Raw genomic sequence first — 18,593 nt, 5'->3', positions numbered from 1 at the left:
GTGAAACCCTTCTACGGGCGGAAGTATTCGGTGCTGGGATGCGCCACCGAGTCGGTGAACTCCGGCTGGCTGGCGCTGGCCTGCGGCTGGTCCTCGCCGCCGATGATGCGGACCTCAATGCTGGAATGGCCCAGCGTGATCACGTCGCCGTCCGCGAGCATCCAGTTTTCCACCGGCTCGTCGTTGACTGTCGTGCCGTTGGTGGACTGCAGATCCACCAGCACCGCCACCTGGCCGTCCCAGGTGATCTCCGCGTGCTGGCGCGACACCCCGGTGTCCGGCAGGCGGAAATCCGAGTCGTTGGAGCGGCCCAGAATGTTGGAGCCCTCGTGGACCAGGTAGGTGCGCGACGAGCCGTCTTGAAGCAGCAGGCTCACCGTGGCCGCATCGGTGTTGGCAGCGGCCTGCGGTTGGTTGGAGTTAGGTTCGGACATTGCATCCTCCTTCAATTGCGAGCGCGAGGCCTTGCGCTTCTTCGGCTCCGCCACAATGGCGTCGAAGCCGCTGACCACATCCGGCATGGTGTCTATATATGAGGACACCCGGAGCTGACCAGTGCGCAGACCCGACTCCTCCGCGATACGCACAACAACAGGGCCGTCGAGGAACCATTGCTTGTTACGCACGTAGCGCATGAGTTGATCGGCGAGGTCCACAGGAAGATCGCGGTTTTGCGACAGGTTCTCCAAGTCCTTCGAAGACACACCCACCGCGTACACGTTCGGGGCGACATACTCGTCCCTGTCTGTGACCACCAGCGAGTCCTGGGCTTCTTGCTTGACCAGCTCCTCAATCTCTTCAGGCACAACCTTGCCGCCGAAGAGCGCCGCCATGGAATTATCCAAGCCGCGCTGCAGGGAACTATCCAGCTTTGCCAGCCTGTCCATCACTGCCACTTCCTGCGCACCTCCTTTCTTCACATCAGAATTTAAGTAACCCGGACAGTATAGGTGCCGCACCCGACACGACCTATCCGCGCAGCGTGTCGGCCCCGTTGTCTACGCGGGGTAAAAGGCGGTGTGCGCTGGCGATTTGTAGTTTTTGTGAGGTGCGTTCTATATTAATCAAGTCGCCCGCCCGGGTGGCGGAATTGGCAGACGCGCTGGCTTCAGGTGCCAGTGTTCGCAAGAACGTGGGGGTTCAAGTCCCCCCCCGGGCACAATGTGAAGTCTCGAGACATCGTTCCTACGGTGTCTCGAGATTTTTCTTTTTCGGTGGGGTCTGGGGTTAAGGGTCAAAATGTGTGTCTGGATCGGCGTGTCGTGGGGGCACATTAGCCCCGGAAGAGCGGTCTACACGTGATTTTGTCGCCGGCGAGGAGCCCAGTTGGCCACTGGAGATGGCGACTCTCGTTCTCGAGGCCCGCTGAGCAGCTAAGAGCCCGCGAGGTAGTGTTTCCAGGTGTTTTCCGCTGCCTTATCAGGCTCGGGGATCCGCTGCAAGAGTGGCAGGGAGTGGATCACTTCCGAGATACCATTCACGCAACGAGTGACTGGTCTGCCCTAAGATCGCGAGCAGATCGTTTCGTTGGCGCTGTAAGTCCATGTCGAATATCGGCTCATGATGCGCAACCCGGTTGCGGAAAAGCTGTGCTCGGCGCATCGGGAGATATAGGTCGGCGGAATCGGAAACCGAGGGGAATGCTGGTGCCACTATTTGCCAGAGCTCAACCCGGCGGGCATTGGTGGTCGGGTCGGGGAAACCCGACGTCCCGGGCACAAAATGAGACCACTGCCCCAATGTGATTTGCGCGAGGACATCGTCAGTGGTGAGCGGATTCCCCTCTCGGGGATGGGGAGACCTGCGGAGTCCCATTCCCGAGCCGCGTAGATTTCTGGCGTCGTTTGCTTTTTCTATGAAGGTCTTGAGCAAGCCAGCAAACTCGGTTTTGATCGGTTCAGGCAGTTCTTCCGGACTGAGTAGCCACGCACGGAGTCCACCATTTTCCTCGCACCAAGATCCAAGTTGCCGATCCATCGCATTTCGCAGGGCCACTTCTGTAAGGGAAATTAGTGGCCAGAACGCAGCCGACAGATTTTGGTTCCAGCGGTAGAGGTGGAGTGCACGTTTGGCATGGAAATCCACTTCCAGGAGATACGTGCGCATCCGTGCGTATCCCAGCGCCATGATCCGTTGCTTATCGGAATTTGTTCCTTTGATTGAATCCGCCCCCACGCTGAGTTTGCATCGCCGACGAGCGGGTGACCTTCTTTCCGAAGTTCGCCCCGTTGCCGAGACGCTGTCGTCGCGAATACCAGCCCTAGGGCTGAAGCATCGTGCGGGAGCGTCTCACCTTTTGAAGACTCGACTGGCGGGCGTCGGGACATACCCCGCGTAACAAACCCCTATTAAGGCCCAAAATTGGCCATACTAGGGAGGGTTTACTAGGGGTTTGTGGAGATGGGGGCAGGGCAGGCAAAACCAGCCGCCCAAACCACCCACCCCACAACCAGCCACGCGTCGTTAGGGTGGGGGGCGTGTTTAAGCAACGTGAGATCGTCGTAAAGCAAACAAAAGCTCTTGGCCGCGACACGTTCGCGATCGAGGGCCCGGGAGGGGAGCTGCTGGGCACGGCCAGGCAGACGCTGAAGATGAGCGACCTGGTCAAGGCGTCGCGCGGGGTGGAGGTCTTCGATGCGGATGGCGCGCATGTGCTGAGCATTGAGGATCCGGTGAACTTCATCCGCGACAGGTACGTCGTGCACCAGGTCAACCCGCCGCTGGAACTCGCGCGGTTGACGCAGCGCTTCGCTTGGATCGGCGCGAAGTTCGACGTGGAGGTTGCGGGTTTCCCGGACGTGCAGATCCAGGGCCAGGCGTTCCAGCTGAATTACACGCTGACCAGCCAGGGCCGTCCGCTCGCGACCGTGGACGCGGAGTATTCCGGCATGGGGCGGATGCTGATGGGCAAGTCCAGCTACCGCGTGCGCATCGAGCCCGACCTGGACGAACGCCAGCACGCGGCGGTGATTGGCATCGCGTTGGCCATCGATATGCGCCGCGCCAAGATGCGCAGAAACTCGGGTTAGAGGGGGCTTTTTGCTTTGCGACGGCTCCTTGCCGCCGCAACGGGGGTAAAAAACGGGGGTAGGGGGTAAAACGGGATTGCTGAACAATCCGCCGATCTTTGAACAATCCGGGGTACACGCCGGTATCCCACGGGAAAAACCGTGCTGCCTGAGAGCCGGTGAGTTGTATATCCAACCAGAAATCGCTGGTAGAGCCGTGGTCGGCCAGTATTATGTAAGAAAACACCTTAAGTTGCATAAAATGCATTTGTGGTGGATTGTTCAACCATCCGGCACCGCGCGCGGTTTGATCGTTCAACAAAGCTGACGAAACCGCAGAATCACTACCCGGATTGCTGAACAATCCGCAGGCCACAACGGGTGGAAACGTTGAACAATCCGAGAAGAATGTTCAACGATTTAACCGTTTCTTCAGCCTCGGCGGAAGCGTTTTACCAGCGCATATTCGGTGCATAAACTCATGGATGTAACAAAGAGAAAAACACGCACAAGGAGTCACCGAGATGCGAGCAGCATTCCGAAACACCATCGCCGCAGCAGTTGCCGCCGCCATCGCGGTGTCCGGCGCGAACGTCGCACACGCCGCTGACGAGATTCAGCTGGCACCAGTGCGCACCAACACCGCAACCCTCGTGGACTCCGACAACGACGGCCTACCGGACATCTGGGAAGAACAAGGCGTCGTGTTAGCAGACGGCACGGAAATCCCCCTGCCGGACTGGGGAGCTGACCCTAACCGCCCGGATCTGTTCCTCCAGCTGAACTGGATGGCCTCCGAATACGACACCCTGGGCTGCAACACCTCTGCCGCCCGCGAGTGCGCCGAAGCCAACCGCACCTCGTATGCCCCGTCGAAGCAGAGTCTGGATGATCTCGTGGACCTGTTCGCCGACCACGGCATTGCCCTGCACATCGACGCCGGTGGGCACTACACCAACATCGCCAACTACACCGACGCTCACGGCGGCGAGAGCCTCGACTACCGCGACGTCTACTTCGATCCGAGCCGGCATGAGGCATTCCAGCTCATCGACAACATCAACGCCCTCGGCGAGCGCGCCAACATCTTCCGCTCCGGCGTGTTGGGTGACCGGATGCGTGCCGGCTCCAACGCCACGGGCCTGTCGCTGGTGGGCGATAACGCCTTCTACATCGCCAACCCTGGCGGCCGCGCCAACGAGGAGCAGGTGCGCAACACCATCCTGCACGAGTTCGGCCACACCTTAGGCCTGCGCCACTGGGGTGCAGCCAAGTACGTCGAGGACTTCGCTGAGGGCTCGCCGATGCAAGACGGCTACCACTCGGTGATGAACTACAACCACCAGTTCAACTACTTCAACTACTCCGAGCAGCCCTACTTCGCCAACACCCCGCAGGGAAGGGTGCTTATCCCGGCTGACTGGGACAGCCTGGAAATGGCCAGCCCGCGTATCGGTGTCTACGCCGAATCCATCGGCGCCCGCGCCGACATCGCCGACGTCGCTGAGGTTGAGGAGGTCGAGCAGCCCGAGGAAATCGTCGAGACCACCCAGCCTGCACCTGTCGAGGTCGCCGAAGAACACGACATGGTCGAGCTGGTTCCGGCCGAAGAGATCAACGACGAGCCTGCTGCTGAAGCCGAGTCCCAGCCGGGTGTAGTCCCCGCTAAGTCGGCTAAGGACGAGGCCAAGGCCCAACCCCAGGTCGAAGAGGTCAAGCCCGCCAAGGCCGAGGCCCCGAAACAGGCCAACAACCAGGTCAACATCGCAGCCATCATCGGCGGCGTCATCGCAGCCCTGGCAGCCCTCGGCATCGGCGCAGCATTCTTCGCAATGCGCTAAGAGCCACAAACACACAGAGTGCGTCCCGCAATCGGGGCGCACTTTTTTGTGCGCGGTACCATCTGCCCATGACTAAGGCGCAGCGCTGGGGATTTTTCGCGGTGGTTTCGCTCGGGCTACTCATGATCGGCCTGGATAACTCCATCCTCTATACGGCGCTGCCGGCGCTGGAGCAGGCGCTTGGCGCGGGCCCGGAGCAGGGCCTGTGGATCATCAACGCCTACCCATTGGTGCTCTCCGGCCTGCTGCTGGGCACGGGCGCGCTGGGCGACAGGGTGGGCCACCGCCTGATGTTCATCGTGGGCCTGGCCATTTTCGGCTTGGCTTCGCTGGGTGCGGCGTTCGCGCCCGGTCCGTTGGAGCTGATTGTCGCGCGCGGGATGCTCGGCATGGGCGCGGCGGTGATGATGCCGGCCACGCTCGCGCTGATCCGCCTGACGTTCCCGGACGAGCGGGAGCGCAACACCGCCATCGGCATCTGGGGTTCGGTGGCGGTGGCGGGCGGCGCGCTCGGCCCGGTGGTCGGCGGCGCGCTGATCCAGCATTTCTGGGTCGGGTCTGTGTTCCTTATCAACGTGCCCATCGTGGTGATCGCGCTGGTGCTCACCGTTGTGCTCGCGCCGGAAAACCTGCCCAACCTGGACAAGCAGTGGGACGTGGTCTCTTCGTTCTACGCCCTGGTCGCGCTGTCGGGCCTGACCATGGCCATAAAGCAGGCCGCCCAAAACCCCGCCATCACTCTCGCCGCTCTGGCCGCTGCCGCCGTCGGTGCATGGTTGTTCGTGCGCCGCCAGCACCGCCTCACGGACCCGCTGCTTACCTTCGACATCTTCCGCTCCCGCCTGTTTACCGGCGGCGTCCTCGCGGCGGCAGGCGGCATGTTCGTCCTCGCCGGCGCCGAACTGATGACCACGCAGAAGCTGCAGCTTGTCGACGCCCTCACGCCGCTCACCGCCGGCGCCACCGTCGCCGTGATGGCCTTATCCGCCATCCCGGCCTCCATCCTCGGCGGGGCATATCTGCACAAAATCGGCTTCCTGCCGTTGATCGCGGGCGGATTCTTCGGAGCGGTAGTGGGGGCGGTGGCGTTGGCGACCGGATGGACGTCGATAGGCATGGTGCTTTTGGGGCTGTCCGCGGGTTCGGTGATGAGTGTCTCCTCGATCGCGATCATCGGGTCCGCCCCGATGCACCGCTCCGGAATGGCCGCGGGTGTGGAGGAGGTGTCCTACGAGCTGGGTACGCTGATTACCGTGGCGCTGACGGGGTCGCTGCTGCAGGCGGCGCTGGACCGCGGCGTGGAATACACGGACGCCTACAACGGGGTGATCGGCGTGCTGGCTGCGGGCGCCGCGTGTTTTGCTGTGGCCACCTGGTGGTGTTTCCGCGACAACCCGAAGTCTGGAGGAGTCGATGCCTGACATGAACCCCCGCGCGTGGCACCGCAAAGCCTCGCGCCCGGTGAGCATCTGGATGGCGGTGTTCATCCTCGTCGGCCTTGCGCACCCGTTCATCCCGGACGGGTCGTGGCTGCTCATCCACATTTTCACGCTGGGGATTTTGACCAACTCGATCCTGCTGTGGTCGCAAAACCTCACCGAACGCTTTTTGGGGCAGAAGCTTGGCGACGCCTCACGGCCCGCCCAACTCACCCGCACCTACCTCTTCAACGCCGCCACCATCGCCGTGCTGGTGGGGCAGCTTGCCCGGTGGTACTGGCTGGTGTGGGTTGGTGCTGTGGTGGTGGCAGTCGTGTTGGCCTGGCACGCGGCGGTGCTGGTGCGCCAGGTGCGCACGGCACCGCGCCAGCACGCCGGCGTGCTGGGCTTTCTCGCCTCCGCGTGCTGCTTGCCGGTAGGTGCCATGTTCGGCGCCGCGCTATCCGCGGGGCTGCCGGGGCAGTGGCATTCCGCGGTACGCCAGGCGCACATGTTCACCAACGTAGGCGGCTTCGTGGGGTTCGCGGCGATGGGCGCGCTGAGCGTCCTGTTCCCGGCGATGTGGCGCACCCGCGGCCGGGACCGCGTCGGCGTGGCACTCGCGCTTGCCGGCATTGGTGTTGCCGTGGCGGTGGCGGGCTCGCTGCTGCGCGCGGACGTGGTGGTGGGCGCGGGCACCGTGGTGATCCTGGCGGGCTGGGTGTGGCTCTACCAGGGGTTCGTGGCCAGCGCTTTGGAGGTGCTCAAGGATCCGCGCGACCGTGTGACCTACCCGGCGCTGTCCGCGCTGTTCGCGGTGACCTGGCTTATCGGCGGGCTGACCTGGTACGCGGTGCGCCTGTTCGGCGGGGCGGGCGAGATCCCCACCCTGCCGCTGCTGCTCGGGTTCGCCGGCCAGCTACTGATTGGCACCATGAGCTACCTCATGCCCACCACCATGGGCGGCGGGCCAGCGGCGGTGAAGGCGGGTCTGCGGGAGCTCAACCGGGGCGCCCACCTGCGCGCCGGCCTGTTCAACGCGTCGCTTCTGGCCTGGCTCGTGGTGGGCAATTCCTATGCCCGTATCGTGTTGTCATTTGTCGCTTTCGGTGTGCTGGTGGCGTTTCTGCCGCTCATGGCGCGTGCGGTGAAGGCGCAGGTGGCCGTGATTAGATCACGTCGACCTTAAACGTCATCCCCATCGTCTTGTGCCCGGCGATGGTGCACCACCCGCGGGTGCCCTTGTTGAACTCGCCGAAGTAGGTCGTGCTGGCCTCGCCGGGGGAGAGCCGGCCGGAGTTGGCCTCCCCGATTTTCAGGTCGTGCTCCTTCTCGCCGTCGTTGACCAGGTTGACCACCAGCTTGGAGCCGCGCGGGACCTCGATCCGGTCGGGGATGTAGCGCATGCGCTCGATGCGTACATCGGCGGTGACGACGTCATCGCCGGTGGGCAGCTCGCCCTCTTGGGACTGTGTGATCACCGCCGTAGCGGCAACGGCCGCGACACCCGCGGCGACAACCGTCCACGCTGCAGCATCTACCGCACGTGACATCGGGTCAGCTCCTCCCAAAACCAAGTTGTCCAACATCTTAGGTTGAAATATAATGAAATTACTAACAAGCCACTTCCAGGAGAACGCGTATGGAACACCCTCACGCGCCCCGTCCCGCCGGTGATTTGCTCAACGCGGTCGGCCACCTCAGCGTAAAGCAGCTCGAGGTGTTTCACGTGATCCAGGAAAACCCGGACGGCATCCAGGTCGCCGAAATAGGCAAAGCCCTGGGCATGCACCCGAACACCGTGCGCGGCCACTTGGAGGAGCTCCTGTCCGCGGGAGTGGTCTCTCGCCGCGTCGCTCCCGGCACCGGCCGCGGCCGCCCCTCGCACGTCTACACCGCCCGCGTGGCGCGCACGAACCTGGCCTCCCACTCCATGATCGCCCTGGTAGAGGTGCTGGCAAGCACCCTGGCCGACCAGGACACCGACAGTGCGAAGCGTCTCGGCCGCCAGTGGGCCGACCGAGTGAACACCCGCCGCCACGAAAACCTGCGGGTGGACCTGGACACCGCGGAGCGCCACACCTGCCAGACCCTGCGCGAGATGGGCTTCGACCCGGCGCCGCGCCCAGACGCTGCCAGTGCCAAGGTGCGCGAGATCGGCCTCAACGCCTGCCCCTTCATTGCCGAAGAGGGTACCCGCCCCGCCCCGGTGGTCTGCGCGTTGCACGAGGGCTTTTTGGACCGGGGCGCCGGCGACGTGGAGGTGCAGCTTATCCCGCACGACCGCCCCGGCCAGTGCGGCACCCGCCTGACCAAACGGGAGGTTTAGGCCACCAGCCAGTCGTTCGGGCTGAACAGCTCGTAGTACACGTTGGCGGGGGCCTTTTCGGCGGGCAGCTGCTTCAGGTCCTCGCGCAGCGACTGGAGGAAGCCGGTGCCGCCGCAGAGGTACACGTCCGCGCCCGCAAGGTCGAGCGCGCCCACGTCGACGCGCTCAGCGTCGCCGCGGAAGAAGGTCTGCAGCGACCCATCCTTCAGCTCATCCACCAGCTCGCGGGTTTCCTGCGCCTGCGCCCAGGATTCCTCGGAGTCGTCGGAATGCACGTAGGTCACCCGGCGCGGGTCGTCGCTTTGCGCCAGGTGGCGGAGGATGCCGGTCAACGGAGTGGAGCCGATGCCGGAGGAGATCAGCACGACTGGGCGCTCGCCCGGCTGCAGCACCAGGTCGCCGGCGGCCAGAGTTACGTCCACGGCATCGCCGACGTTGACACGCTCCATCAAAAACGTGGAGACCTCGCCGTCTTTCTGCACCGCGATGCGGTAGCGCGCCGGGCTGCCTTCGATGATGGAGTATTGGCGCAGCTGACGTGCGCCGTCGTCAAGCTTGACGCCTATAGACGTGTACTGGCCCGGCTTCGGCTGCGTAAAGTCGCCCTCCACGGTGAAAGCGGTCACCGCGCTCGAAAGTTCGGTCTTCTCCACCACCGTGCCGCGGCGGAACACGTCGCCATCGGCGATCCCGTCGGAGGCGTAGAGGTCCTTCTCGGCCTTGATCAGTACGTCTGCCATGAGCCAGTACACCGCGCTCCACGCCTCCGCCACCTCGGGCGTGACGGCGTCGCCGAGCACCTCTGCGATCGCGGCCATCAGGTTCTCGTACACGATCTGGTACTGCGACTCGGTCACGCCGAGGGAGACGTGCTTGTGCGCGATGCGGTTGAGCATGACCACCGGGTCCGGCGCGGAGTCGTCCACAAGGTGCGACGCGAACTTCACCACCGACGCCGCGAGCGCCTTCTGCTGCGCCTGCTGCTTCTGGTTGCCGCGGTTGAACAGGTCGGAGATGAGCTCGGGGTGGGCCGCGAACATCTTGGAGTAGAAGGTGTTTGCGATGGTCTGGATGTTTTCGCCCACCGATTGGAGCGTCGCCTTGACGGTGTCGGCGTGCTCCTGGGAGAGGTGTGCGTGCGTTGAATCTGGGAGTGTGTCGATGTACATAAACCCGATTATATCCGTTCTAAATGGCTTCGCAGGGTGGGCCTCTACACTTGCCCTATGCTCTCGTCAGTCAACGACCACCTCCAGGCCATTGTGGACAACGTCCGCGACCAAGACAGCGGCGAACTTGCCGACTACATCGACGTGCTCAAAAACGCCGATCCGGACAAGCTCGCCCTGGCCATGTGCACCACGGACGGCCACCTGTACGCCATCGGCGATGCGGACTACGAGTTTTCCATCCAGTCCATCTCCAAACCCTTCGTCTACGCGCTCGCTCTGGACATGTACGGCGCCGACGAGGTGGACAAGCATGTGGGCGTGGAGCCTTCCGGCGAGGCGTTCAACGCACTTTCGCTTGACGACGACGGCCGCCCCGCCAACCCCCTCATCAACGCCGGCGCCATCACCGTCAACCAACTCATCGGCGGCCCCGACATCCCGGTGGAGCAGCGCAGCGAGAAACTGCGCGCCTACTTCTCAAGCTTGGCCGGCCGCGAGCTGACCATCGACCAGCGCGTGCTCGACTCCGAGCTGGAAACCGCCGAGCGCAACAAGGCGTTCGCCCACATGCTTCGCGACGGCGGCATGATCACCGACGACGCCCACGACGCCGTGGCCAGCTACATCGCCCAGTGCGCAGTGCTAGTCACCGTCGGCGACCTCGCCACCATGGCCGCCACCCTCGCCAACGGCGGCACCCAACCCGTCACCGGCGAAAAGGTGCTCTCCGCGGAGGCCGCCCGCATCGCCCAGGCTGTGATGGTCTCCTCCGGCATGTACGACGCCTCCGGCCAGTGGATGGTCAACGTGGGCATCCCCGCTAAGTCCGGGGTGGCCGGCGGCTTGATCGGTACGCTGCCCGGGCAGCTCGGGATCGCGTCGCTCAGCCCGCGGCTGAACAAGCAGGGCAACTCCGTGCGCGGCGTGAAAATCTTCCGCGAACTGTCCAACTCCATGGGGCTGAACCTGCTGTCCTCCAACTTCTACCTCGCGCCGGGCATCAAGTCCGTGGAGCGCCGCGAGGGCGCCGACATCGTGGAACTGCAAGGCATGATCAACTTCACCGCCGCCGAGAAGATCCTGCGCGGGCTGGCGCAGCGCCGCCTCCACGGCGAGAAGCTGATCTTCGACGTCTCCAACGTCACCGGCTTCAACAAAGCCGGCCGCGACCTGATCAAAGACGGGCTGATGAAGTACAAGGACGACGGTTTCGAGGTGGCCATCTACGACCCAGACCACACCCTGTCCGACTGGACCTTCGCCGACGGCACCACCGCCCAAGCCATCCGCGACTTCACCGCCTCCTTCTCCGTGCCCGCCACCCGCGAGGAGGTCTACCGCGCGATCACCAAACCCAACAGCTGGTGGGACCAGAAGGTCGAGGGCGAGGCCGGCGTGCAAGGCGGCGAGTTCCACGCCGAGGAAGGCGACTTCTCCGTGCAAGAAGCCGACGACGGCAAACGCGTGGTCTGGAACGTCGAACCCACCGAAGGCGAGTGGGACGACACCTCGCTCATCTTCGACATCGAAGAAGACGAGGGCAAGACCAAGGTCAATTTCACCCACCGCGGTATCCGCCCGCACGACCGCGGGTACGACGAAATTGCCAAGACCTGGAAGGACCGCATTGCCAAGGGCCTGCAGCCTTTGATCAACCGGGAGGAAAATTCGTAGTGTAGGGCGCCCCTTGGCGTTGCTCGGTGCGTAGGCTCGAGCCCATGCTGGACCGCACAATCTGGTGGCACGTCTACCCGCTGGCCGCCCTCGGCGCACCGATCCGCGAGGAGCACGACACCGCCCCGCGCCTCCGCGCCCTCGAGCCGTGGCTGGACTACCTGGTGGAACTCGGCTGCAACGGCCTTTTGCTCGGCCCCATCTTCGCCTCCGCCACCCACGGCTACGACACCCTCGACCACTTCCGCATCGACCCCCGCCTCGGTGGTGAGGAGGACTTCGCCTGGCTTATCGACGAATGCCGTGCCCGCGGCATCCACATCATGTTGGATGGGGTATTCAACCACGTCGCCCGCACGCACCCGTGGGTTGAGCAGGGCCTTGCCGGCGACACGGACTGGGAGGGCCACGGCGAGCTGGCCACCCTGCACCATGGTGAAGATGCTGTGCGCGACGCCGTGGTGGAGATCATGCTGCACTGGCTGCGCCGCGGCATCGCAGGCTGGCGCCTCGACGTCGCGTACGCCGTGCCCGCCGACTTCTGGGCTGACGTGCTCGCCCGGGTACGTAAAGAGTTCCCCGACGCGATGTTTTTGGGGGAGGTCATCCACGGGGATTACTCGTCGATAGGCAAGGCTGGCTCCCTGGACGCCGTGACCCAGTACGAGCTGTGGAAGGCGACCTGGTCCTCGCTGGTGGACGCGAACTTCTGGGAGCTCGCCCACGCACTCGAGCGCCATCCAACTGACATCTTGCCCAACACGTTTGTAGGCAACCACGACGTGGACCGCATCGCCTCCAAGGTGGGAGAGGACAAGGCGGTGCTGGCCGCGGCGGTGCTGATGACGGTGCCCGGCATGCCGTCCATTTACTACGGCGACGAGCAGGGCTTTACCGGCGTACGCGGTGAAAGCTGGTCCGCCGACGACGCAGTGCGCCCCACTCTGCCCGCATCACCTACAGATTTGTCCCCGCTCGGCGGCTGGTTGTTCACCGAGTACCAGCGGCTGATCGGGGTGCGCCGACGTAACGCATGGCTCACCCGCGCGTTGGTGGAGGTGCTGGACAAGACCAACGAGACCATCTCGTTCCGGGCCTTCGACGGCGACCGTTCCCTGCAGACGGACCTGTGGCTCACGCCCACCCCCGGCGTGCGGGTGCACTCAGGCGGCGACGAGCTCTACACCTGGATGTTGAAGTAAGCCAGGATCTGCGCCAGCGCCTGCTGAATGATCTTGATGATGTCCGGCAGCTGCAGCGTGACCACATTCGCCACCGGAACCTCAACGGTGGGCACGCCCGCCGGCGCGAGGTTGATCAGCTGCGGGCTGACGTTCAGGTTCTGGGGGTTCTGCGGCTGCTGCTTCGGTTGGGTTTGCTGAGGCTGCTTCGGTTGGGGCTGCTGCTGGTTGCTCTGGTTGTTCTGCTTCGGCTGGGCCGGCTTTGCGCCGCCCTTGAGGCCGCAGCGGTTCGCGGCTTCGTCGACACGCGAGAGGGCGTCGAGGATCTGCGGTCCGCGACGGTCGAACGCGGCGATCGCGCGGGCCTGGCGGACTTTCTGCTGGTAGTCGGCGTCGTTGGTCCAGTAGCGGGAGGCCTGGTCGCAGGAGATCGGGCCGGACGGCATCTTGGCCAGGGCGTCGTCGATGGCGTCGGCGCCGGCGGTCGGGGCGAGTGCGACGGTGCCGGCGAGGGTGGCGGTCATTGCAAGGGTGCGGATCTTCATGCAGGCCAGTATGTCACGGATGGGACGGATGTGGCAGGTGTTACGACCCCTGGAGACAGACCCTGTCCGCCAAACCCTGGGATCGCGACAAAATCGGACGAGCCCAGGGTTTGGATCCCAGGGTCTGTGCAAGGGGCGCCGATCTGACGGGTGAGGTACGCTGCCAGGCGGGGACAAACAAAGGGGGAAATCATGGACAGTGCTCGTCGGAGCGAACTTATCGGCCAGCTTGTGGACATGCGCCGCATACCCGCGCACGACACCGACACCCGCACGAAGATGATTAACGGTGGCCTGCACCGCCTGACCAAGTCGCTCTACGTCGACCGGCACACCTGGGACGGTCTGAAGCGTCATGAGCAGGACTATTTGCGGTGTTACGCGGCGTCGTCGCAAAGTGTAAAGGCGGTGTTGGTGGGCAAGTCGGCAGCGCGCCTGTGCGGCGTATGGACGATTCAACGCAAGAACGAGCCCGTGACACTCGCCGACCCGGATGGGCGGCCAACCTCGCGAAAAGGCAAATGGACCGGGTACGAATACCGCTACATGACGGTGCCTGAAAGCGACATCGTGCGAGAAGGCACGCAACGGTTCACCAACGCGGTGCGCACCGCCATCGATATCGCGCGCGAGCATGGCGTCGAAGAGGGCATCGTCGCCATAGATAGCGTCCTGTCCGGGCACGACGAGCGCACTGCACAGGCGATTGTCGACGAATTCAGCCGAACCATCGCGCGCATGGCCGGAACCCGGGGCATCGCCAAAGCGCGCAAAGCCCTCGCCCGCGCCAACAGGTTCTCTGAGTCTCCGTACGAGTCGCTGCTCCGCACAATCTTTGAGCGCTATGGCGTTCCGTTCCACCAGCAGGCGCAAATCGGCCGGTACAGGGTGGATTTTCTCGTCGGGGAAAACGTGGTGGTCGAGGTGGACGGGGACGAGAAGTTCGAGGAAGACCCGGTTGAGGCGGGGCGGCGCCAGCGCATCCGGGAAGACTGGCTGCGCGAGCAGGGCTACGAGGTGCTGCGGGTGTATCCCAGCCAGATCCGACGCAACGAGCTGACGGTGATTCAGCGTTTGCGGGAATGTTGGGGCCGCGCCCAGCAACGTGTGCCGGTGTCCGAGCCCGCGTGGCAGTGGTACCCGCAGGGGCCGGGTAGGCAGGTTCACCTCCCTGCCGGGTTCTAGGCCCCGACGAAGCGGCGGATCAGGGAGCGGTACGCCCGCACGGTCAGGTCCACGTCCTCCACGGAGACGGATTCGTCGTGGCTGTGCAGCTGGCCCAGCACGGAACCCAGCGTCTCCTCGCGGGCGTGCAGGGCGAACCCGTATCCGACGCCTTCTTTACGACGGGCAAAGCGCAGGTCGGAGCCGCCGGCCGCGATCGTGGGCACGACTGGCACGCCGGGGAAGAATTCGTCGAACGTCTGGCAGATGGCGTCGTAAAGTGGCCCGGAGGTGGGCGACACCGTCCCGTCTTCCGTGATGAGGTGGGTGATCTCCACCTCGTCGGCGAGCTCGCCCAAGGCAGAACGCAGCAACGAGTCGATCTCCTCCTGCGTCTGACCGGGCAGGGGGCGGATGTCCAGCTCCAGCCACGCCTCGGACGGCAGGACGTTGATGCCGTTGCCCGCGCGCAGCACGGTCGGGGAGATGGTCAGGTGGCTCATGGCGTGGGAGTAGCTCTCCAGCTGGCCGAACGCCTCGTAGCCTTCTCCACGCATCAGGGCCGCCTCGGTCGCGGGGTCGAACTTCCAGGCGCGGACGTAGCCTTCCCAGATCTCGTCGGCACGCACCTCGGGTTCGATGGCGGCGACGCGCCGGGCCACCTCGGCGATCTTCGCCACCGCGAGATCTCGGCCATAGGGCGCAGAGCCGTGGCCGGCGTCGCCGTGGACGGTCAAGCGCCGCTGGCCGGCGCCCTTCTCGCCGACGACGACTGCCAGCGCGTCGGAGCCGTCGGTAGCAGGAATGTGTGAGCCGCCGTCCTCGGACAAGCAGTTCTTCCAGGAGAACTTCCCGTGTTCGGCAAGCCATTTCGCGCCGAGCCCGCCGCGGGCCTCCTCGTCGGCGCAGCCCACGAAGGTCAGGGTGCCGCGCGGCCTCTCCCCGCGAGCCACGTCGCGCACACACGCCGCCATCGCCGCGGTGATGTAGAGCATGTCGGTGGCACCCCTACCAAAAACGCGCCCGTCGATGATCTCGCCCCCGAATGGGGCGGTGGTCCACTTGTCTTCGTCCACCGGCACGACGTCGGTGTGGCCGAGGAGCGTCAGCGGCTCGGCGTCGGGGTCGGTGCCCTCCACTGTGAAGCTGATGGACACGCGTCCAGGGTGCGGCTCGTAGCGTTCCACACTTACGTCGGTACCTGCGAAGAAAGCCTCCAACGTGTCGGCGTTTCTTACCTCTTGTCCGGAATCTGCCGAAAAATAGTTGACGCATCCATTCCGGATGAGGCTTTGCAAGAGTTTTAAGGTGTCATCAGATAGGCTCATAGCAGAAAAGCCTAACGTCCAAGTTTTTGGAGATCCCAGGATGAATTACGACCTGCCTGGTCGCCGGTCTGACAGCACGGACCCGCGCGCCCTTCGTACTCGCAATGCACTTGTCCAGGCAGTGCTTCGCCTCCTCAGCGACTATGAGGTGGCCGACCTCAATGTTTCGCAAATTGTGAAAGAAGCCGGCGTGAGCCGCCAGGTGTTCTACCAGCACTTCGCGGACCGCGACGCGCTTATCCTCGCCGCCGCCATGGACTGGGTGCTGGACGCCTACGAGCACTTTGCAGAACGTTTTAGCATCGACCAGAACTTCGAGGCGTCCGTCGTCGAGCTGGCCAGCGTCGTCGACGGAAAGTACGAAGCCGCCGTGCGCCTGATCGATTCCCCGGTGCACTCCGTATTCGACAACGAGGTGCAGCGGGTCATGCGGGACACGATGCGCGAGCAGCTGCTGCCGCGCTCGAAGGAGTGGGGGGATGCGGATGCGCAGCTTGTGGACGACATGTCCCGCGTCTACGTCGCCGGCATGCAACGCCTCATTGAGCAGTGCGTCCGCGAGGGCTGCACCGCGGAGGAGATCGGCCGCCGCGCCGAAGCCGTGCGCCGTGTGCTCATTCGTGAGTAGCCTGGCTGCATGTGTGAGGTACCGGTGGTCGTCGCAAAGCTAAAAGCCCTCTACGAAAAGTCGTGCGAAATCGCGCGCTCGGGGGAGTTCGACCGCTACGGGGAGGTGCGGTACCCCAAACTCACGGTGGAGGTGGAGCGGTGGCGGCCAATCGACCGCTCTGAGCCCTTCGGCTACGTCGACGAGGCTGGCACCTACTCCGCCGTCATCTCGCGCCCGGACCTCATGGAGCCGTACCTGACGGCCCAGCTCGAGGCGCTGACCTCTAACTATCCATGTTCGGTGGATGTCGGGTACTCCGATGTGGCGATCCCGCCCGCCTACATCAAGGGCATGCCGCCTATCGACGAAACCGCGAACCTGCCGCGCCCCACCCTGGATGAGGTGCACGACGCGATTGTCGACGGCCACTGGGACGCCTTCAACGGAGCCGAGAAACCGCTGTTCCACTTCGGGCCGCAGCGCTTCGACCTCGCGCTGGCAAGGTTAGAGCACTACACCGGCATCGAAGCCGACTCGCTGCAGCGCTTCATCCTGTTCACGAACTACGCCATGCACGTGACCGAGTTTGTGAAGTTCGGGCTGCGCGAGCTGTCGGACCCAGACTCCCGCTACACGCGCCTGGTGCTGCCGAGCGGGGAGACCGTGTCCGACACCGTGGCGCTGGAGGATCTGGAGCTGGGTTCGAAGTTCCAGATGCCGCGCTACGACCTGGTCACCGAAAACGGCGACGGCATCACCATGATCAACATCGGTGTCGGGCCTTCGAACGCGAAGACCATCACCGACTCGCTTGCGGTGCTGCGGCCTGAGGCGTGGATCATGATCGGCCACTGCGCCGGCCTGGACGCCCGCATGCGCATCGGCGACCTGATCCTGGGCAACGCGTACGAGCGGCACGACCACGTGCTCGACGACTACCTGCGCCGCGAACTGCCTATTCCCGCCGTGCCGGAGATCCAGCGCACGCTGGAAAAGGCGGTGTCCAAGGTCTACGGATCGGACGCGTCGCTCATGCGCACCGGCACCGTGCTGTCAACGGGCGACCGGAACTGGGAGTGGAAGGACCCGCGCGACCTGTGGGAGTGGCTGCGCGGCTCCACCGCGGCGGCCGTGGACATGGAGTCGTGCACCATCGCCGCGAACGGGTACCGCTACCGCGTGCCCTACGGCGCCCTGCTGGCGGTGTCCGACCTGCCGCTGCACGCCGTGCCGAAGCTGCCCGCCGGCGCCCAGGCGTTCTACTCCAACTCGAAGGAAGCCCACGTTATGTGCGCCGTCCGGGCCGTGGAGAAGCTCGCGCGGCATCCGGAGCGGCTGCGCACGCGCAAACTGCGCCGCGCGATCGGCGAGGTGCCGTTTAGGTAGGGGGCGATAGGTTCCTCGAGAGTGAACTGACCTGCGGGTTTCTGGGTCGATACCTCGAAGTCGATAGGCCTATGTCGATAGTTGCAGGTCAGCGATTTATGGTACACATGACTGCGAAATTGGGTCCGACGCTGTGACCAGGAACTATCGACATAGAGGTATCGACGTGGGCATATCGACCCCGTTAGTACCCTTTTGCCAGCCATTTCCTCACGGTGGCAATGAACTTATCCGGGTGCTCTTCGAGGTAGCGGGGCGAGAAGCGGAGTACCTTGAACTGGTCGTTTTCGATCTCGTTTTGGCGCTGCTTCTCCTTCATGAGCTGCTCGTCGGTCTTGCCGTACGTTTCACCGTCGTATTTGACCCAGCCGTCGATCTCGATGACCAGCCACCCGTTGATAAGCAAGTCCACCCGGTACTTCCCGGCCAGTACCCACACGTTGACCTGCACGTCGGTAATGCCAGCGGCGAGCAGCAGCCCGCGCGCGTACGACTCGGGCGCGGAATCCGGCCGAGTCGACACGTGCTGTGCGGCGAAGCGGGCAGCAACCTTCCCGGGGAAGGTCGGCTGGATTTCCACCAGAGTTCGCAACCGGTCCGGTGTGCACCCGCCGTGTTTGACCAGCCAGTCGGCGACAACTAGGGCGTGGGCGAAGCCGTCGAAACGCGCGACGTCGAAGAATGTGCGTAGCGGGGAAGTCGTGGACATCGCCGTCCCCCGCACCAAGTCGCGCTCCGCGAGCCTCCCCTTGACGTACTGCACCCCATCCGGCCACTGTGAGCGCGGCGGGACATGCCGGGCAACCAGCGCGACCCGATCTAGCGGCGTGTTGGCCACCCACATGTCGTTCAAGTACGCCGACGCGCGTCCGGTGATCACCGCCTGTCGCACGGACAACCCCACGCAGTAGGCCCGTGCCCAGTGCTGTTGGTTTCG

17 protein-coding genes, 1 tRNA gene and 1 pseudogene are annotated in these 18,593 nt (G+C 64.3%); 12 read left to right on the top strand and 7 right to left on the bottom strand.

Annotated features, from left to right (window positions below; all coding sequences use genetic code 11):
- Positions 1-11 precede the first annotated feature (11 nt).
- Positions 12-896 carry an FHA domain-containing protein gene (locus tag NUW87_RS07475; protein WP_269027904.1) on the bottom strand — a complete coding sequence of 295 codons (885 nt, stop codon included), beginning with the start codon at positions 894-896 and terminating at the stop codon, positions 12-14.
- Between the two features lie 179 nt (positions 897-1,075).
- Between NUW87_RS07475 and NUW87_RS07470 the strand changes: the two genes are divergently transcribed.
- Positions 1,076-1,159, top strand: a tRNA-Leu gene (locus NUW87_RS07470).
- A 260-nt stretch (positions 1,160-1,419) separates the two neighbouring features.
- Here the strand turns inward: NUW87_RS07470 and NUW87_RS07465 are convergent.
- Positions 1,420-2,127 (bottom strand): hypothetical protein, encoded by a 708-nt coding sequence (locus tag NUW87_RS07465; protein ID WP_269027903.1) that lies wholly within the window; start codon positions 2,125-2,127, stop codon positions 1,420-1,422.
- A 350-nt stretch (positions 2,128-2,477) separates the two neighbouring features.
- Between NUW87_RS07465 and NUW87_RS07460 the strand changes: the two genes are divergently transcribed.
- The 4 genes from NUW87_RS07460 (at position 2,478) to NUW87_RS07445 (ending at position 7,456) form a co-directional block, all read left to right on the top strand.
- Positions 2,478-3,029 carry an LURP-one-related/scramblase family protein gene (locus tag NUW87_RS07460; protein ID WP_269027902.1) on the top strand — a complete coding sequence of 184 codons (552 nt, stop codon included), beginning with the start codon at positions 2,478-2,480 and terminating at the stop codon, positions 3,027-3,029.
- Positions 3,030-3,532: 503 nt separating this feature from the next.
- Entirely contained in the window at positions 3,533-4,849 is a 1,317-nt protein-coding gene (locus NUW87_RS07455) for a zinc metalloprotease (RefSeq protein ID WP_269027901.1), read from the top strand.
- A 68-nt stretch (positions 4,850-4,917) separates the two neighbouring features.
- Positions 4,918-6,270, top strand: a complete 1,353-nt coding sequence (locus NUW87_RS07450; RefSeq protein WP_269027900.1) for an MFS transporter — start codon at positions 4,918-4,920, stop codon at positions 6,268-6,270.
- Positions 6,263-7,456, top strand: a complete 1,194-nt coding sequence (locus tag NUW87_RS07445; RefSeq protein ID WP_269027899.1) for a copper oxidase — start codon at positions 6,263-6,265, stop codon at positions 7,454-7,456. Before NUW87_RS07450 ends, NUW87_RS07445 begins: the two co-directional genes overlap by 8 nt.
- On the opposite strand, the gene NUW87_RS07440 is transcribed toward NUW87_RS07445, so the two are convergent.
- A complete protein-coding gene (locus NUW87_RS07440) occupies positions 7,437-7,820 on the bottom strand; it encodes a cupredoxin domain-containing protein (RefSeq protein ID WP_269027898.1) in 384 nt (127 codons plus the stop codon). The two genes, NUW87_RS07445 and NUW87_RS07440, sit on opposite strands and share 20 nt — an antisense overlap.
- Positions 7,821-7,909: 89 nt before the next feature.
- Here NUW87_RS07440 and NUW87_RS07435 point away from each other — a divergent pair, with 89 nt between their 5' ends.
- Complete coding sequence (locus tag NUW87_RS07435; protein WP_239218369.1) at positions 7,910-8,596, top strand: helix-turn-helix transcriptional regulator; 687 nt, start codon at positions 7,910-7,912, stop codon at positions 8,594-8,596.
- Here the strand turns inward: NUW87_RS07435 and NUW87_RS07430 are convergent.
- Positions 8,593-9,765, bottom strand: coding sequence for a globin domain-containing protein (locus NUW87_RS07430; RefSeq protein ID WP_269027897.1), 1,173 nt, complete (start codon positions 9,763-9,765; stop codon positions 8,593-8,595). The genes NUW87_RS07435 and NUW87_RS07430 overlap by 4 nt on opposite strands.
- Positions 9,766-9,822: 57 nt before the next feature.
- Here NUW87_RS07430 and NUW87_RS07425 point away from each other — a divergent pair.
- The 3 genes and pseudogenes from NUW87_RS07425 to NUW87_RS07420 form a co-directional block, all read left to right on the top strand.
- Positions 9,823-11,061: pseudogene (locus NUW87_RS07425) on the top strand (glutaminase); the annotation flags it as partial.
- A gap of 18 nt (positions 11,062-11,079) precedes the next feature.
- Positions 11,080-11,442 (top strand): SRPBCC family protein, encoded by a 363-nt coding sequence (locus tag NUW87_RS11790; RefSeq protein ID WP_336296918.1) that lies wholly within the window; start codon positions 11,080-11,082, stop codon positions 11,440-11,442.
- A 44-nt stretch (positions 11,443-11,486) separates the two neighbouring features.
- Positions 11,487-12,644, top strand: coding sequence for an alpha-amylase family protein (locus NUW87_RS07420; RefSeq protein WP_269027896.1), 1,158 nt, complete (start codon positions 11,487-11,489; stop codon positions 12,642-12,644).
- Here the strand turns inward: NUW87_RS07420 and NUW87_RS07415 are convergent.
- Positions 12,623-13,168, bottom strand: coding sequence for a hypothetical protein (locus tag NUW87_RS07415; RefSeq protein WP_269027895.1), 546 nt, complete (start codon positions 13,166-13,168; stop codon positions 12,623-12,625). The two genes, NUW87_RS07420 and NUW87_RS07415, sit on opposite strands and share 22 nt — an antisense overlap.
- Before the next feature lie 192 nt (positions 13,169-13,360).
- On the opposite strand from NUW87_RS07415, the gene NUW87_RS07410 reads away from it, so the two are divergent.
- Positions 13,361-14,353: an endonuclease domain-containing protein gene (locus NUW87_RS07410; protein ID WP_269027894.1), complete on the top strand. Its 993-nt coding sequence runs from the start codon at positions 13,361-13,363 to the stop codon at positions 14,351-14,353.
- Here the strand turns inward: NUW87_RS07410 and NUW87_RS07405 are convergent.
- A complete protein-coding gene (locus tag NUW87_RS07405) occupies positions 14,350-15,660 on the bottom strand; it encodes a M20/M25/M40 family metallo-hydrolase (RefSeq protein ID WP_269027893.1) in 1,311 nt (436 codons plus the stop codon). The genes NUW87_RS07410 and NUW87_RS07405 overlap by 4 nt on opposite strands.
- A gap of 121 nt (positions 15,661-15,781) precedes the next feature.
- Between NUW87_RS07405 and NUW87_RS07400 the strand changes: the two genes are divergently transcribed.
- Both NUW87_RS07400 and amn read left to right on the top strand, forming a co-directional pair.
- Positions 15,782-16,288 carry a TetR/AcrR family transcriptional regulator gene (locus NUW87_RS07400; protein WP_269027892.1) on the top strand — a complete coding sequence of 169 codons (507 nt, stop codon included), beginning with the start codon at positions 15,782-15,784 and terminating at the stop codon, positions 16,286-16,288.
- Positions 16,289-16,297: 9 nt separating this feature from the next.
- Complete coding sequence (gene amn, locus NUW87_RS07395) at positions 16,298-17,656, top strand: AMP nucleosidase (RefSeq protein ID WP_269027891.1); 1,359 nt, start codon at positions 16,298-16,300, stop codon at positions 17,654-17,656.
- A 184-nt stretch (positions 17,657-17,840) separates the two neighbouring features.
- Here the strand turns inward: amn and NUW87_RS07390 are convergent, their stop codons facing one another.
- A complete protein-coding gene (locus NUW87_RS07390; RefSeq protein WP_239218351.1) occupies positions 17,841-18,548 on the bottom strand; it encodes a putative endonuclease domain-containing protein in 708 nt (235 codons plus the stop codon).
- Positions 18,549-18,593 lie beyond the last annotated feature (45 nt).

The sequence above is a fragment of the Corynebacterium pilbarense genome, from assembly GCF_026930265.1.
Taxonomy (GTDB): domain Bacteria; phylum Actinomycetota; class Actinomycetes; order Mycobacteriales; family Mycobacteriaceae; genus Corynebacterium; species Corynebacterium pilbarense.
The sequence above is the reverse complement of the archived record's forward strand: the minus strand, read 5'-3'. Positions and strand labels throughout refer to the sequence as shown.

What these genes read in the sequence shown, in the direction of transcription:
- NUW87_RS07450 (WP_269027900.1), top strand. Translation starts at nt 4,918, where the DNA reads ATGACTAAGGCGCAGCGCTGGGGATTTTTCGCGGTGGTTTCGCTCGGG.
- NUW87_RS07415 (WP_269027895.1), bottom strand. Translation starts at nt 13,168, where the DNA reads ATGAAGATCCGCACCCTTGCAATGACCGCCACCCTCGCCGGCACCGTC.
- NUW87_RS07455 (WP_269027901.1), top strand. Translation starts at nt 3,533, where the DNA reads ATGCGAGCAGCATTCCGAAACACCATCGCCGCAGCAGTTGCCGCCGCC.
- NUW87_RS07430 (WP_269027897.1), bottom strand. Translation starts at nt 9,765, where the DNA reads ATGTACATCGACACACTCCCAGATTCAACGCACGCACACCTCTCCCAG.
- NUW87_RS07420 (WP_269027896.1), top strand. Translation starts at nt 11,487, where the DNA reads ATGCTGGACCGCACAATCTGGTGGCACGTCTACCCGCTGGCCGCCCTC.
- NUW87_RS07445 (WP_269027899.1), top strand. Translation starts at nt 6,263, where the DNA reads ATGCCTGACATGAACCCCCGCGCGTGGCACCGCAAAGCCTCGCGCCCG.
- NUW87_RS07405 (WP_269027893.1), bottom strand. Translation starts at nt 15,660, where the DNA reads ATGAGCCTATCTGATGACACCTTAAAACTCTTGCAAAGCCTCATCCGG.
- NUW87_RS07440 (WP_269027898.1), bottom strand. Translation starts at nt 7,820, where the DNA reads ATGTCACGTGCGGTAGATGCTGCAGCGTGGACGGTTGTCGCCGCGGGT.
- NUW87_RS07435 (WP_239218369.1), top strand. Translation starts at nt 7,910, where the DNA reads ATGGAACACCCTCACGCGCCCCGTCCCGCCGGTGATTTGCTCAACGCG.
- NUW87_RS07410 (WP_269027894.1), top strand. Translation starts at nt 13,361, where the DNA reads ATGGACAGTGCTCGTCGGAGCGAACTTATCGGCCAGCTTGTGGACATG.
- amn (WP_269027891.1), top strand. Translation starts at nt 16,298, where the DNA reads ATGTGTGAGGTACCGGTGGTCGTCGCAAAGCTAAAAGCCCTCTACGAA.
- NUW87_RS07465 (WP_269027903.1), bottom strand. Translation starts at nt 2,127, where the DNA reads ATGGCGCTGGGATACGCACGGATGCGCACGTATCTCCTGGAAGTGGAT.